The following is a 16012-nucleotide window of genomic DNA, read 5'->3' on the forward strand; positions in this document are numbered from 1 at the left end:
CCATATGCTAATTTAATTTTTGCAAACCACCTCCTCAAAATCCAGAAGAAATATTTTCATCCCTTTACGGATCCAATCATGACCCCCTTAACAAAATAACGTTGTAAAAATGGATACACGATAATAATTGGTAATGTAGAAACAATCATGACACCGTATTTAATGATTTGGGCCAGCTCTGCCTTCGAATTCTGCGCTTCCGCTACGGAACCCGAAATTGCTCCGCCAGCCATTTCCGAGGTCATTGACTGGAGCACAAGGATTTCTCGCAAGACCAGTTGAAGTGGATATAATTCTTTATTAGAAAGATAGATCAACGCATTAAAATAACCGTTCCAATGTCCGACACCATAAAATAAGGCCATAACAGCAATAATAGGGGTAGATAAAGGTAAAATTACTTTTATAAATAATTTCATATTTGTACAGCCATCTATCTCTGCTGCTTCTTCCAGTTCCTTCGGGATGGTTACTTGGAAAAAGACGCGGGCAACAATTAAATTCCAAACCGCAACAGCATTAGGTAAAACCATGGCCCAAATAGTATCGATTAATCCAAGACTTTTAATTAATAGATACGAAGGAATTAATCCTCCACCAAAAAACATCGTAAAGACGAAAATTCCCATAAAAATATTTCTTCCTACTAAATCCCTCCGAGATAATGCGTAAGCTGCCGGCAGTGTAAACAATAAATTGATCAAAGTGCCGAGCACAGTATAAAAAATCGTATTTAAGTAACCCTTCCAAATGAGATCATTTTGAAAAATAAGCTCATACCCTGCTAACGTAAATCCTTTAGGCAGTAACCACATTTCACCCGAGTTAACTGTAGAGGGATCACTGACCGATGCGCTGATAATATAAATCAAGGGGTACAAGACAATGACCATTGCCAGCAGTAAAAAAGTATAGTTGATGATTTTAAAGATTTTATCAGCTTTTGTTTCGACTATTGCTGAATTCATTGACTTTCCTCCTTACCATAGACTCGTTTCGCTTTTCTTTTTCGCAATTTGATTCACCAACACTAATAGAATTGCACTGATCACAGAATTAAATAATCCTACGGCTGCCGCAAAACTGTACTGGGCATCCAACAGACCTGCTTTATAAACAAAGGTCGCAATGACATTTGAAGAATCCATATTGAGCGGATTTTGCAGCAATAAGATTTTTTCAAAACTAACAGATAGAATGCTGCCAACATTTAAGATTAATAAGATAATCATCGTCGGAACAAGTGAAGGGATATTAATATGCCAAATTCTCTGCAATCGAGAAGCACCATCCACAATCGCTGCTTCATGCTGCTGTTGATCGACACCAGCTAGTGCTGCAAGATAAATAATCGTTCCCCAGCCAGTTCCCTGCCAAACACCTGAAAGTACATATACCGATTTAAACCAAGCAGGATCACTCATAAATGGGATTGGTTCAAAACCTAGCGCAGCAATCAAATGGTTAATGACACCTGTCGCAGGTGACAAAAAGGCGATAATCATCCCCGCCATAACGACGACGGAAATAAAATGAGGCGCATAGGTAATGGTTTGAACACTGCGTTTAAACATCCCATCCTTTGCTTCATTTATCGCAAGGGCTAAGATGATAGGCAGTGGAAATCCAACGAGCAGTTCATAGATGCTTATTCCGAGAGTATTCTTTATTAGGTCCCAAAAATAATAGGATTCAAAAAAATGGGTAAAGTGCTTAAAACCGACCCATTCACTTCCCCATATTCCGGTAGAAGGAACAAAATCTTTAAAGGCAATTTGAACCCCATACATTGGAATGTAATGGAAGATAATAAAGTAAGCCAATGTTGGCAGGAGGAACAGGTACAATTCCCAATTTCGTAAAATCTTCTTTACCTTTTTCTTTCTTACATTCCTTTTTGCCTCTAACAGCAGTGTACTATTTGAGCTTACCTCTACATTTAATAGTCCCTGATTTTGACTCGCAGTGACTTTGCTATCATGCACTCACATCTCCTCCTTCAGTTTTTCTGTATAGTATTAAACTACATGAAAGAAAGCGTTTTAATATATATGTCTTTTTTGTTTAGTGTTGTAAAAACAAGGAAAAGATAGTGTTGATAATGCCTTCAACGGTCATTTCCTCCGACAAATATGTCCTTTTTGTCCTGCTATGTAAGTCTTTACTAGAATAAAAAATAGAGGAAGGCTGTAATAGCCGTCCTCTATAGGGCTGTATCGTTTTCGATATTAGTTTGTATATGACTTCGTTCCGGTGCATAAAGCAGTCGATAGTTACCGGGTGTAACTCCTTCTGCTTTTTTAAATTTCCTCGTAAAATTAGCTACATCCATATACCCCGCTGCAATGACGATTTCTTTAATCGTTTCATCTGTGTCAGTTAATTTCCTTTTTACTTCCTCAATACGTAAATGCCAGACATATTGGGTAAAGTTTACACCTGTTTGTTCTTTTAAAAAACGGCTTAGGTAGGAAGTGGACAGTTTAAATTTTTGAGCGATACTTTCTAGACTCAGATCATATTTAGCATAATTTTCACGGATATAAGCTAAAATTTTATTACAAAGCTCACTGTTGCTTCTTTCATTTTTCCTGCTTACCTCACGACAAATATCGATAATCAGTGGGTGCAAATGTTTTTCTAATTCACCAATAGAGTTGAAATCGACAACTTTATTCATGTCATAGTTTTTTTCACCCAATCCCATTTCTACAGCCACTTTTAAAACGGTATTAATAATATCAAAACAAATACACTTGACCATCTGGACAGAAAGATCTTTATTGATTACAACTTCAAAAATATGTTTTAGTGTCTCGATGGCGACAATCTGATCTCCTTGTTTTAAGCTTTGAACAAATTTAATATGTTCATCCTTTGGATAGCCAATCGTCTTTTCAGATTGATTGCTGATGTCTTCAAAATACGTAATGCTTTTCCGTTCATTCATAAACCGATACTCTAATGCGGCTAAAGCCTCGATAAACGAGCGGTTAATTTTACTTTTTTCCGCCACATAAGTCCCTGCAGAAATAATCGGATCAACGTTTAATCGATCCCGGATTAGCTGTCTCAACTCCTCAACAACTTTTCTAGCTTCTCCTGGATACGGGTCCTCCATGCTGACGATTATGGCAATGCAATCTTTAAAACCAATCTCCATACCGTAGGAGATTGACTTATTGAAGGATATGACCGAAAGAGTGCGGATCATTTCCTCTCTTTTTTGCAGAATTTCATTTTTTAATGAGACAACCGCCACAAAAAATTGATCCTGTTTCATTGGCAGATTAATGGATTCTAGTAATTTATTTATCTCTCCCTCATTAACTAAACTTCCATTTAACATCCTCATTAAATATTGATCTCTTACAATAGGAGCTTGGTTATCAACCTTTTCACTTAAACTTTCATGATCCTTAAATACTCTTGCCATTGTCACTTTTATCCGATCAAGTTCATTAAATTCCTCAATATTTAATACACGCTTATCGTTCTTGTTAAGAAAATCTAAAAGATTATGGATTGGCCGATATTGTTTTTTTCCTAATAGAATCGAAACACCAATACCCGAAAGAACTATAGAAATAATGACCATCATTAAGAACCTTTGTAAATTGACCACCTTGTCAAAAAACTGATTCGCAGGCATAACGGTGACAAATATCCACCCGCTTACACTAGACTTTACTGAAACAACGGAGTACTCTTTACTTTGCAATTGAATACTTGATACACCATTTTTAGTTGCTGCAAGTTTCTTAATGTCGTTATGATTAAATTCCCTATCATTGATACTGGATGTAAAGACATGATTATTCTGATCAAATATGTATGCGTTTCCTTGAAAATCACCAAGAGTATCCTTAATCAAACTCGTTATTGCAGATTCTTCAATCAAATACATCACAGTACCGTATGGAGTGATAGTGTTTCGTGTAATCGGATACATATAGGTGATCAATCGATCCTCTTTACTTTCATTTACTCTTATAGATGCAGCGGAATAAACGACTGGCAGATTACTTTCTAATTGTTCCTTAATTTTTTCTGATTGATCAAAATGATACATTTTTTTAAAAGTGTCTAGTGAATACGCCCCGTTTGCAGAGTAAATATTATCGTCTCCGCGATAATAAAGAAATAATTCCTTAATAATGGAACTGTTTGCCTTATATTTATTGAGCTCTTCTATCGCTTCTTTTCCATAAAAACCATCGTTAACCATGAAGGGCGTTAAACGATAATCATAGGAAATCCTTAATGCAAGCTTTTCTAATTCTTCCATCCTTTCATCGGTCATATTTTTCACTTGGTTTAACATGTCAATATTCGATTGTTCAATACCTTCTCTTAAGCTTACAACGGAATTTTTATAGATAATAATTCCCATAATCACTAACGGAATGAAAAACATAAGCATATACGACAGGATGTATTTGTACAATAATCTCGATTGTATTCTTCGTAAACCAAACAAATAGATGACCCCCTTACACAAATAGTTTGAATAGAAAATTTGGTAGGAATATTGTATATATAAAAACGAGAGCGCTTTCAAAAATTAATGCATATTTTTAAAGATATAAAATAATTAAAATAATGTCAATCTTTGTAACAATAGTATAAAAGAAAAATAGACTATTTCTATGGTTTTTCCATAAAAATAGCCTATTCTCGACATTCAAGTAACGATTCCTTTTTTCATTTACATGGTCACATTCGATCGTTCAAAGGTGATTTCCTTACCCGTTTCACTAGATTCATAGATACCGCATAATATTTTCATCAATTCCACACCGTCTTCCACTGGACTGATGGTTTGTTCTTCTCCCTTGCAGCACGTAACGAAATGGTTAATTTCATTTTGGAATGCTTGATTGAAATCAAAAGATAGAGAATCAATTTGCGGCTGGCTATTTAAAATTGTATTATTTTTTTCTGTGACAATCACAAGCTCCGGTTCAATCTCTGCCCCGCCCTTATTGCCAAAAATCTTAATCGATGTTTCATCCCTCTTAAGGTGAAGGGTAAAGCTGACATCGATCATTAAGGATGCACCATTTTCAAATCGGATCAGGGCATTGGCAAGGTCTTCTACTTTATTAATGCTAGGATCATAGTCCGCTGCTTGATAGAAAGATAGGTTTTTAATATTCGCTCGATTTCCAAGCTTCGAATAGGTGTTTCCACTAATGGATTTTACCTTTGGTTTCCCCATTAAATACCAGCATAAATCGATGATATGTACACCGATATCGATAAGAGGTCCGCCGCCCGATCTTTCCTTATCGGCAAACCAGCCGCCAGGGTTTCCTAAACGCCTTAGTATCGAAGCTTTTGCATAATAAATTTCGCCTAGATCACCCGAATCAATAAAAGATTTCAAAACGTTCGTATTCGTTCCAAATCGACGGACGAAACCTACCTGAAGAACCTTCCCACTTCTCTTCACTGCATCCTCTACCCTTAACGCTTCTTCTACCGTTTTACATAAAGGTTTTTCAACTAAAACATGTTTGCCTGCATTCAAAGCTGCAATGGCAATTTCCGCATGAGAATTATTCCATGTACAAATACTCACGGCATCTATTTGAGGATTGTTCAATAAATCCTCATACTTCGTGTAAATCAGTGCGGCATTATATTTGTTCTTCTTTTCCTCTGCCCGTTGCTCATTCAGATCACAAACAGCATAGATTTCAGCCTGTTCATTTTTGGTATAGGACTGAAAATGTAAATCTGAAATGGAACCAGCCCCGATTACACCAATTTTTAACTTTTCCATCTTTTTTAATCCTCCTTCTAATGATTCGTACATATATCAGATTACTAGTGATCCTGTGTTTGTTGATATGTCATTTTTTACTGCGCTATGTTTTTTATTACAAAACAGTGATATTTACCTAGTTTCCTCTATTATTTTAGGTACACATTTGCGACGACAGGATAGTGGTCACTCGGAAAGCAGCCATTTGGATGATCTGCTATAATTCCGACAGACTCGACAATCATATCACCTCGAACGATTATCCAATCAATACGCTCTTTACCGCCATGGGGATCCTGAAAATCATTGAACGTACCTAACTCTTCGTTAAACCGCAAATTTGTCATATTCCATGTATCCGATAATGCCCCTTCGCTTAATAAGACTTCATACGGCTTCGAATTGATATCCTCGTTAAAATCACCTGTCAAAATAATAGGCAGATTGGGATCAAATTGATCTATCATTTGAATGATTGTTTTTGCACTTTTCACCCTGGAATTTGATGACTCATGGTCAAAATGTGTATTCATATGATAGAACTGTAGATTAGTTTTCACATCTACAAATTGAGCCCAAGTCATCATCCGGGTGACGAAATTCCCCCAAGTAGCAGAAGCAATGACATCTGGAGTGTCAGAAAGCCAGAAATGATCGTACTCCAAAATTTTAAAGCGTTCCTTTTTGAAAAAGATTGCGGCATATTCGCCCCTGCTTCCCCCTTCTCTACCCAAACCGATCCAGTCATATTCGGGTAACATCTCTAATATGTCACACACTTGACCATATAGGCATTCCTGAGTTCCAATTAAATCCGGAGATTCACGCTGAATTAAGTCTCTTAACATTCCTTTACGTTCTTCCCATGAATGGGGTGGTACATCCATTGCATTTTTTACATTGTAAGTCATAATTCGAAGTTGATTATTTTCAGTCATATTTTTCTCCTCTAGTTTTTATCTACTGACCTTCCATTTGCCCTGTCATCCTTACTTCCTTTTTAAAAATAATGAACCAATATACGGCTAGTGGCACGATGATGAAACTAGATAACCAATAAAGCGATTGAATTCCAAAGACATCCATCATAACAAACCCTAATAATGGACCTAAAGCTGCGCCAATATCAGAAAAAAGTGTATAAAAAGTAATGACTGTAATTTGTAAAGGACCTGCGGCGAAATCGGCTGCAATCGAATCACTCATCGTTATTAATACGGTAGTTGTCAGTTGAAATAACAATATCAGTGCAATAAAAAGAACCATCGGCAATTTTAAAGAAAAAAGGCTCAGGCAAACTGCAGCAGCTAGTAAAGCCAGGATTAAAATAGGGATTCTTCCCCATTTTTGGTCAGAGATTCTTCCAAGATAAGGTGCGAGAAATGGATCCCATCCTGTCCGGAGCGCTTGAATGAAACCGGTAATCGTTCCGGCACCAATAGTTAAACCTATTATTATACTCATTTGTAATTCTATTAATTTACTTAAAGTCGAAGCAAAAACCCCATATACGACAAAAGCAACGATTAACCCCGTAATAAAAGAAGTTACAATCCGTTTATTTTTCCAAATCATGAAATCTTTCTTTTTGTTCACTTGAGGAATCTCTTCCCTCGTGTTGTTGATAAATCGTAAAATAAATGGAATGCTGCTGATAGCAAGGATGGAGAAAAGTACAGTAACGGTTTGAATCCCAATAAGTTCTGAAAGTAATCCGCCAAAAAGCATTCCAAATAAGGTCCCAAGGCCCCATAGTCCGTTATACAAGCCAACGAACTGACCTCTCGTTTCAGGTTTACTGGAAGAAAGAATCGTTAAATAGCCGCCGATACGAAAAAAAGACCAAGCGATTCCCCATAAACATCGGGCGATTAAAAGCAGCCAAAAACCCTTCACCATACCGTAGGAAAACGTAGAGACAGCAGCTAATACAACAGCTGCGATGATACCCAATCGTTTTCCAATTCGTTGGTAACACCAGCCCACTAGCGAATTAATTGGGATTCTGATGATTCGATTAGCTGATAATAACACTCCCACCTGCCAGAGAGATGTCAGTCCAAAAGACTTCCAATATAATGGCATCACAATAAACAGCATTTCGTTTCCCAACATACAAACTGCTGTAACAAGGGCAATGACAACAATTGGCTTTCTCGAAGGATTACTCATAGGTGTCGATCCCTTCTAATACGATTTAAGAGCTAATTCATTCGGCTTTGTCATTTTCGGCTCCTGCGAAAATCCTTGCTTCACATTTCACGGAGTTAACTGCTAATCGATTAATTCTAGTTCAATAACGGTATCCATTTCATCCGGCAGCTGCGCTCCCGATAAATGAATAAATGCACCATTTTCTATATCCGAATACTGCTCAGCCATCCACGGAACCTCAACCTTCAGTTCACTTCCATCGGCTAGGAGCCTTGCCTTTTTAATCCTGCCTTTTAATCCTTGAAAATAAATAGGTCCGATTCCGCGGTCAAATACATGGGCATATAAATAGTTCTCTTTTTGGGTATACCTTCCCCACTCCGGCTTTGGCAAATTAGCGGAGGTGCATCCATAGATGCTTTCCCCATTCTGCCTTATCCACTTCCCGACCACCTGTAAAATGTCCAAAGACTGTTCAGGAATTTCTCCTTTGGCATTCGGACCGACATTTAGCAATAAATTACCGCCCTTACTGACACACTCGACCAATGTGCGAATCACCTGCTTCGGAGATTTGTAATTCAGATCCTTCGCATGATAACCCCAATGATCATTCAAGGTAATACAGGCTTCCCATTGGATTGGCTTATTATCCTTATTAACAATCCCGCCTACAGGAATAATTTGTTCCGGAGAGTAAAAATCCCCTGCATAGACTTCAGGCTGAGCTAACTTAATATTGCCGCCCAGACGGTTATCAATCAGAATTTCCGGCTGCAACTCGCGGATCATCTCCATAAGCTTCGTTGCTTCCCATTTTTCGCCCGTCATATCATCATAGGAAAAGTCAAACCACAAAATATCAATTTTTCCATAGTTCGTTAATAATTCTTTAACCTGTCCATGGAAATAGGCAAGATATCGCGAAAAATCAACTTCTTCCTCTTTATATTCCACATTATCACGCATCGGGTGATAGCGGTCCCCATACTTAGGAAAATGCGGGTGATGCCAGTCAATAATGGAATAATACAGACCAACTTTTATTCCTTCCGCCCGAAATGCCTCAATATATTCCTTAATTAAGTCGCGGCCTGCAGGTGTATTGGTTGCCTTGTATTCGGTTAGTTGACTATCAAATAGACAAAAACCATCATGGTGCTTGGCTGTTAACACCGCATATTTCTGTCCTGCTGCTTTAGCAGCTTTTGCCCATTCGCGCGGGTTATAGTAGATGGGATTAAATTCCTCAAAAAAGGGCTGATACTCCTCAATTGTTAACCGATCATTGGTACGGAGCCATTCTCCTCTCGCCGGAATCGAATACAGCCCCCAATGAATAAACAAACCAAAACGATCCTCCATGAACCACTTAACTCTTTCTTCTCTTGCGTTCATTATTTTCACCACCATACTCTAGTTAACTAAACTGCTTCCCAAATTCTTTTTACATTGTCTAAGCTAATTTTCGCGGCTTTTTTGCATTCTTCCAACCCTTCGAATTCGATAGAAATATAGCCGACATAGCCTGATTGTTTGATAACCTTTAAGACTTCAGGCAGATTGATATCCCCATGCCCTGTGATCGCACCTCTTAAGTACTTGCCGCTGCTTGATGGGAACCAGCCTTCTCCAAGACCAAGCGAAGACGACCTCTGGTAAAAATCTTTAACATGAACCATCGATGCGTACGAGATATTATTCTTTACTGCTGCAACTGGGTCTTCGTCAACACAAAGGAAATTTCCAGTATCTAATGTGGTCTTAAAATTTTCTTTATTGACCGCATGAATTAGCCGTTGTACCCTGTCACTAGCCTGAACATAATACCCATGATTCTCAACGCTTGTTACAATACCAAACTGAGCAGCATAATCGGCGATAACTTGGCAGGCTTCTGCCATCCTTGGCAAATCCTGTTCAAAGTTACGAATCGAGATTTCATTTGGCGCCTTCCACGCAACATCATGTCGCATGAGTTTTACACCAAGGCGGTGAGCGGCATCGACTTCTTTTTTCACACGTTCGATTTCTTTTTCAAAATCATCGGTCAGGAAGTTTGCTCCAATGGCATAATTAGAGATTTCAATTCCTACTTCTTCCGCTTTTTGGCGGATGGCATCAGCCAATGACAAATCCTCAGTCAAACTAAACCCCATTGGGACAATTTCCACATGCTCCCCGCCCTGGTCAGCGACCCACTGAATAACATCTAAAATACTCATTTCTTTCGAATTAATAGCACCTTGTAAGCTATACGAACTGATACCAAGCTTCATTTGATATAACCTCCATAATATTATTTCGTGAGTTCTAGATTACTAGAATCGGATACCTTTATTTAATAGCCAGCTTTCCTAAATCAGCCACCTTCACCGGAAGTCCTGTTTCATAAGACTGATTGGCGGCCAACGTTACGGCAAGTGTCTTTAAGCCATCCTCGTAGGAGGATAAAATTAAGTTTTGGTCTCCTTTGATAATAGCCTCAATAAATAAGCGGTCTTGTTCTCCATAAACATCCAACTCTGACTTGAAGTTTAAAGCAGCCGCCCCTTTTTCAAGGATTGTCAAATTCCCCCCATCGATGACCACACGGAAATCTTCCCCAAACAATTCAATCCCCATTCGATGGTCAAACTGTGCAAAAGTGCTGTCGATATGCCCAACAGCCCCAGAGTCATACACGAAATTTAAAGAAGTCACATCAGGGATATTGATATTCGGGACATTCCGATGAACCTGCAGGCTCATATTGGCATAGACCTGTTCAATCTCACCGCCTAAATATCTTGCCAAGTCAACAATATGCGTCGATTGCTCCACAAGCTGGCCGCCGGATTTATCCCATTCAATATACCAAGGTGTCGGAACAATCGATGATAAATAATAGCCGCGAACCATAGCTGGTTTTTTATCCTTCAAAAATTCCTTAGCCTTCGCGACCGTTTCCCAGTGACGCAAGCAATAACCTGCCCCGTTGATAATACCTGATTGTTTTATCACCTTAGCTTTTTTAGCAGCGGTTTGATAGTCAAGCTCCAAAGGTTTTTCCACCATTAAGTGGATCCCCTTTTTCGCCGCTTTTTCTTCAATTTCTCCGTGGGCAAATGGCGGTACGGAAATAAATAAGGCATCTAACGGTTCTTTTTCAAGCATCTCATCCACATTCGTGTACACCGCTCCGCCAAATTCCTTTGCTTTTTGTAGCGCTGTTTCTTCGTGAATGTCACAAATCGCCGTAACCTCGGCCAGTTCATTATTGCTGATATGCTGCAGGTGGACATTTGCAATTCCGCCCGCTCCGACAAATCCAACCCTAACGTTTTTCATAGGTCTGCCACCTCTTTAATAAAATTCAATTTCCTAGATTGCAGTGATACTAAATTTTGTTTTGCCATTCTTCGCTCTTAAAGACTTTCCAATCTCAACTTGCGATTTCTCATCTGCTGAAATAGGCTTTAAGTGAACTGTGAAATGGAAATCGTTATTATTTAATCGGTACGGTTCCGTCACATCTGGTCCACAGCTGGCAGAACCAAGGCCATGCTGCTGATGATCCAAGATAAATTTAATAAAATCCTGCTTGATTAAATCATACGTATGCTGGGCTTTATCCAAATTTTCCGTTGTATAGTAATGGGCACTGAAATCAAGTACCGGCTCACCTGCCGCGACAAATCCCAATCCGCCGATGTTCGTTAAGGATACCCAGCGGACTTCATGGCGATTGCCATTTTCCTGCGGATAAATGTATGGGGTATACAGCTCCTCCACTTTATTAGCGTAAACACCAACACGATTTGCCTGCTTGCTATCGCTGTAAGCTTCTCCTGGTCCTCGGCCATACCAGGAAACATCATTGAAACGGGCTGGAAGCTTCATTTGCAAGCCAATCCGCGGGAAGGTTTTCGGTCCATTTCCCTCTGGACAGCCTTTCACATCAATGGAAATTACCCCATTATTAGAAATAGTGTACGTGTAAGTGACGCGAATTCCCCAGGCTAAAATTGGCGGGGCGATACGAACGCTGGATGTTATCACAACCTTTTCACCTTCCGCTTGCTGCCACTCGACGGCATCGACTCGATGCTGAAGCCAATGCAGGCCATATCGCTTCCATTCAGCCGCTGAACGGTGATCGTTATCAATTAAAGCCCTCCAGAATTGAAGCTTTGGTCCTTCCTCCAATAGATTAATCCCTCGATACGTCCATGAATCCATCGTGCCGTAAACGAGATCAAACTCAACCTGGAAATCTTCTCCTTGCACAAACAGCTTCTGATTCTTTTCCAGACAAGAAAGGGGCTGATGGAATGACGGGACAACTATACTTTCAAACGTACTCATGACAGGCAATTCAAACTGGCCCCAAGCAATTTCATACCCTGTTTTTGCCCAAAGTGTGTCGGCTGCCAAAGTGAATTGCAGGTTTAACCAATAATCCGTATCCGGTTGGATTACCGCAGGAAGCTTATATGGAATCTCCAGCGTCATTGTTTCACCTGGTGCAACCGCAGGAACTGGCACCACACCCTTATCAATGAGTTTGCCATCTGCCTCGATCGACCATGACAAGTTCAAATGACTCAAGGAAATAAAATCATAGCGGTTGGTGATTTTCACCTCACCTTTTTCCAAATCCACTGCCTCCACATGAACCGGTTCAATGACTTTCTTATATTCGATTAAACCAGGTGATGGTATCCGATCCGGTGACACAAGCCCATCAATGACAAAATTATAATCATTCGGGGTATCACCAAAATCGCCGCCGTAAGCAAAGTATTCTTCACCCCCGTCGGTATATTGGCGGATACCATGATCGCACCATTCCCAGACAAAACCGCCCTGTAATCGTTTGTATTTATAAAAAAGGTCCCAATATTCTTTGATTCCTCCGGGCCCATTCCCCATTGCATGAATATATTCACAAAGAATATGAGGCTTACTTAAATCCGTTCTTTGCCCCAATTGTTCTAGCAGGTCAATCGCTGTGTACATAGTTGTATGTACGTCAGATACAACAGAATCTCTTTTTGGATTGTTCTCGTCCTGATTCATAATGCTTCGAGTTTCACCTTCATAGTGAATAAGGCGTGTCTGATCATTTTCTTTGATCCATTTTCCCATCGCAGCATGGTTACATCCAAAGCCGGATTCATTTCCTAATGACCACATAATAATCGATGGATGATTCTTATCTCTTGAGACCATCCGTTTGGCTCGGTCAACATAAGCCTCTTCCCACGCGGGATCATCACTCAACTGGTTGCCATCACCGACATATTCAAAGCCATGAGTTTCTAAGTCTGCTTCATCGATGACATAAAGTCCATAAACATCACAAAGGTCATAGAATCTCGGATCATTTGGATAATGAGCTGTTCTTACAGAATTAATATTATGCTGCTTCATCAGCAAGACGTCTTTTTCCATTGCTTCGAGTGGTACAGCCCGTCCTAAATCAGGATGGGAATCATGACGGTTAACACCCTTGAATTTGATTGCCGCACCATTCACAAGGAGCACGCCATCCTTTAATTCTATTGAGCGGAATCCTGTTTTATTCGGAATCACCTCAATTGAATTTCCAGAAGCATCCTTTAGCGTAAGCAATAAATGATACAAATATGGATGTTCCGCAGACCATTTTTCAGGATTTGCCACTGGAATGTCGATGTGGACGCTAGCATTTTGATTATTTGGCAGAAACACCTGCTTTTGTTTTACTGAAACCAAGTTTCCTTCTTGATCAAGCAGGCGGTATTCAAGCTGATAGTTTTCCAGCGCTTGATAGGTGCCATTTTCAATCACCGTGTCGATGGAAAGAATCGTATCTTTATACTGCTCATCGAGGATGGGTTTGACGAAAAAGTCTTGAATATGGACCTTTGGTTTTGCTAATAGGTACACATCTCTGAAGATACCGCTTAACCACCACATATCCTGATCTTCAATGTAGGTGCCATCTGACCACTGATAGACTCTGACAGCTAACGTATTATCTCCTTCATAGATATAGGAAGAGATATCAAATTCAGTTGGAATCCGGCTGCCTTGGCTGTACCCAACTTCCTGGCCATTGACCCACACATGGAATGCACTGTCCACACCCTCGAAACGTAAGATGACTTTTTGCAGCAGCCATTCAGTTGGGATGTAAAAACTCCTTCGGTAGGAGCCGGTCGGGTTTTCTGTCGGTACATGCGGCGGGTCTACCGGAAAAGGGTACTGAACATTGGTATAATGCGGCTTGCCATACCCATTCATTTGCCAATGGGAAGGAACCGCAAGCTCATCCCAATCACTTACATCATAACCAGCTTGAAAGAAATGCTCTGGGGCGAGCGCTGGATTATCAGCGTAATGAAATTTCCAGCTTCCGTTTAACAGTTTAAATCCTTGGGCATTTCCTCTTTCATACGTAAGGGCAGAATGCTCGTCTGTAAACGATAGGAAATATGCCCGTTCAGGCAATCTTCCTCTTTGCAGGACAGCAAGGTTTTCCCAGTCATTTTTCTTGATCATTCAAAATACCTCCAAAAGTTCTATTTGAAATACGATATTTTCTCTAGCTTACTGTCTTCTGTAATCGAAGGTAAATATGTGAGATTTGCCGCGGTTGTCCAGGGCAATTCAACAGGGTGCAAGGCATGGAAATAGGATATGTAATTCTTGTACAGTATGTTGTTTCTTACCTAAATAGCTAAATCTTCTTAAATTTGATTGGAATCTTACAAAGCCCCTAATCCTATTTCTGTATTGATATCCTACTTCAAACAAGCACTTTCTAAGTCAACACAGCATTGTTTGAATTTTTTTCCGCTGCCGCACGGACAAGGATCATTTCGCAATGGCGGTTTTCCTTTAAAATAACGAGCGACATTCTCCTGAAACAAACGTGCTCTTACTTTGTCTCCCAGCTGCTTCATTCGTTTATCTGCATAGCTGTATACTTGCTTATAACTGGAGCAAAAATAGTCAACCTCTGAGGCCGAACGATCAGCGTCCCATTTCCGATTTCGTGGACATCCGCCATGGCAGAGTTTTTTCCATTGGCAGGTTTTACATGGGTCAGGCAGCGTTGGCTTCATTTTTAGAAAAGTATCGTATAAAGGATTCGATAAAATTTCCTCGATTGAATGAGTGGCTACATTGCCAATCTTCCAATCCGGATGGATATAAAAGTCACATGGGAAGGCATCTCCGTTTTGCTCTAAAATAATGGTTTGCGGACACTGAGCTCGGTGGATACACAACCCGGGATCCCGATTCATATAAACATTAAGCATTTCATCAAAGAATCGGATGGAAGTCCTTGGTTCCCCATTGTTATACCAATAGTCAAAGGCTTCACACAGGAAAGCGCCATACTCTTCTGGTGTAATTTCGTATACGCCTGGATGGTTTATCTCTTGGGAGCGAAAATCCATACAAGGAATAAACTGAAGAAAAGGGAACCCCTCTGATTCGAAGAAGCTTAATAATTCCGCTGCTTTTGTAACATTTCCTTTGTGCACAACTGTCAAAATGTTGAAATCAACTTGATGTTTCCGCAATTGATCAATCCCGCGCATCACACGGTCAAAACTCCCTTGCCCAAGAGAGGTAACCCTGCGTACATCGTGAATCTCCTTCGGTCCATCTAGACTGACACCAATTAAAAATTGATAGGTTTTAAAAAAATGAGCCCATTGATCATTAAGCAACGTCCCATTCGTCTGCAGGGAGTTGGAAATGATAGTATTCTTAGGTGCATGTTTAGACTGAAGTGTCACTACCTCCTTAAAAAAATCAAGCCCGGCCAGTAAAGGTTCACCCCCCTGCCAAGCGAAGGAAGCTGCCCCTTCGGACCTCTCCATGTACTCCTTGATAAACTTTTCCAAAATTGAAGACTCAATCCGCTTAATTTTACGTCCTGGCTTCCCGCCGCATGTACTGTAATAACAATAATCACATGCCAAATTGCAATCTTCCGAAACCGTCTTCCACATAACACTGATATTTCGTTGCTCTGTCATTAGGCAGGCCGTGCTCATTGGCATCTTCTCCTTTGGTTAGCTTAAATGGAAAGCCCTGAATAGTAAT

General features: G+C 39.9%; 11 protein-coding genes. All 11 read right to left on the minus strand.

Annotated elements, in window-relative coordinates; translation table 11 throughout:
- Positions 1 to 56 precede the first annotated feature (56 nt).
- Complete coding sequence (locus tag MLOOGBEN_RS08490; protein ID WP_179157819.1) at positions 57 to 968, minus strand: carbohydrate ABC transporter permease; 912 nt, start codon at positions 966 to 968, stop codon at positions 57 to 59.
- Positions 969 to 980: 12 nt separating this feature from the next.
- A complete protein-coding gene (locus tag MLOOGBEN_RS08495) occupies positions 981 to 1913 on the minus strand; it encodes an ABC transporter permease (protein WP_256989004.1) in 933 nt (310 codons plus the stop codon).
- Positions 1914 to 2203: 290 nt separating this feature from the next.
- The gene (locus tag MLOOGBEN_RS08500; RefSeq protein WP_179157820.1) at positions 2204 to 4480 is read right to left on the minus strand and encodes an AraC family transcriptional regulator; all 2277 of its coding nucleotides are present in this window, start codon (positions 4478 to 4480) and stop codon (positions 2204 to 2206) included.
- 228 nt (positions 4481 to 4708) lie between these two features.
- Positions 4709 to 5788: a Gfo/Idh/MocA family protein gene (locus tag MLOOGBEN_RS08505; RefSeq protein ID WP_179157821.1), complete on the minus strand. Its 1080-nt coding sequence runs from the start codon at positions 5786 to 5788 to the stop codon at positions 4709 to 4711.
- A 131-nt stretch (positions 5789 to 5919) separates the two neighbouring features.
- On the minus strand, positions 5920 to 6708 hold the full coding sequence (locus MLOOGBEN_RS08510; protein WP_179157822.1) for an endonuclease/exonuclease/phosphatase family protein: 789 nt from the start codon (positions 6706 to 6708) through the stop codon (positions 5920 to 5922).
- Positions 6709 to 6730: 22 nt separating this feature from the next.
- Positions 6731 to 7942, minus strand: coding sequence for an MFS transporter (locus tag MLOOGBEN_RS08515; RefSeq protein ID WP_179157823.1), 1212 nt, complete (start codon positions 7940 to 7942; stop codon positions 6731 to 6733).
- Between the two features lie 102 nt (positions 7943 to 8044).
- Entirely contained in the window at positions 8045 to 9322 is a 1278-nt protein-coding gene (locus MLOOGBEN_RS08520; protein ID WP_179157824.1) for an alpha-L-fucosidase, read from the minus strand.
- 26 nt (positions 9323 to 9348) lie between these two features.
- On the minus strand, positions 9349 to 10203 hold the full coding sequence (locus tag MLOOGBEN_RS08525; protein WP_179157825.1) for a sugar phosphate isomerase/epimerase family protein: 855 nt from the start codon (positions 10201 to 10203) through the stop codon (positions 9349 to 9351).
- A gap of 58 nt (positions 10204 to 10261) precedes the next feature.
- The gene (locus MLOOGBEN_RS08530) at positions 10262 to 11254 is read right to left on the minus strand and encodes a Gfo/Idh/MocA family protein (RefSeq protein WP_179157826.1); all 993 of its coding nucleotides are present in this window, start codon (positions 11252 to 11254) and stop codon (positions 10262 to 10264) included.
- 33 nt (positions 11255 to 11287) lie between these two features.
- Positions 11288 to 14452: a beta-galactosidase subunit alpha gene (gene ebgA, locus MLOOGBEN_RS08535; protein WP_179157827.1), complete on the minus strand. Its 3165-nt coding sequence runs from the start codon at positions 14450 to 14452 to the stop codon at positions 11288 to 11290.
- Between the two features lie 242 nt (positions 14453 to 14694).
- Positions 14695 to 15963, minus strand: coding sequence for an anaerobic sulfatase maturase (locus MLOOGBEN_RS08545; protein ID WP_179157829.1), 1269 nt, complete (start codon positions 15961 to 15963; stop codon positions 14695 to 14697).
- Positions 15964 to 16012 lie beyond the last annotated feature (49 nt).

It is taken from the genome of Bacillus sp. EB106-08-02-XG196 (assembly GCF_013396335.1).
In the GTDB taxonomy this organism is placed as follows: Bacteria; Bacillota; Bacilli; order Bacillales; family Cytobacillaceae; genus Neobacillus.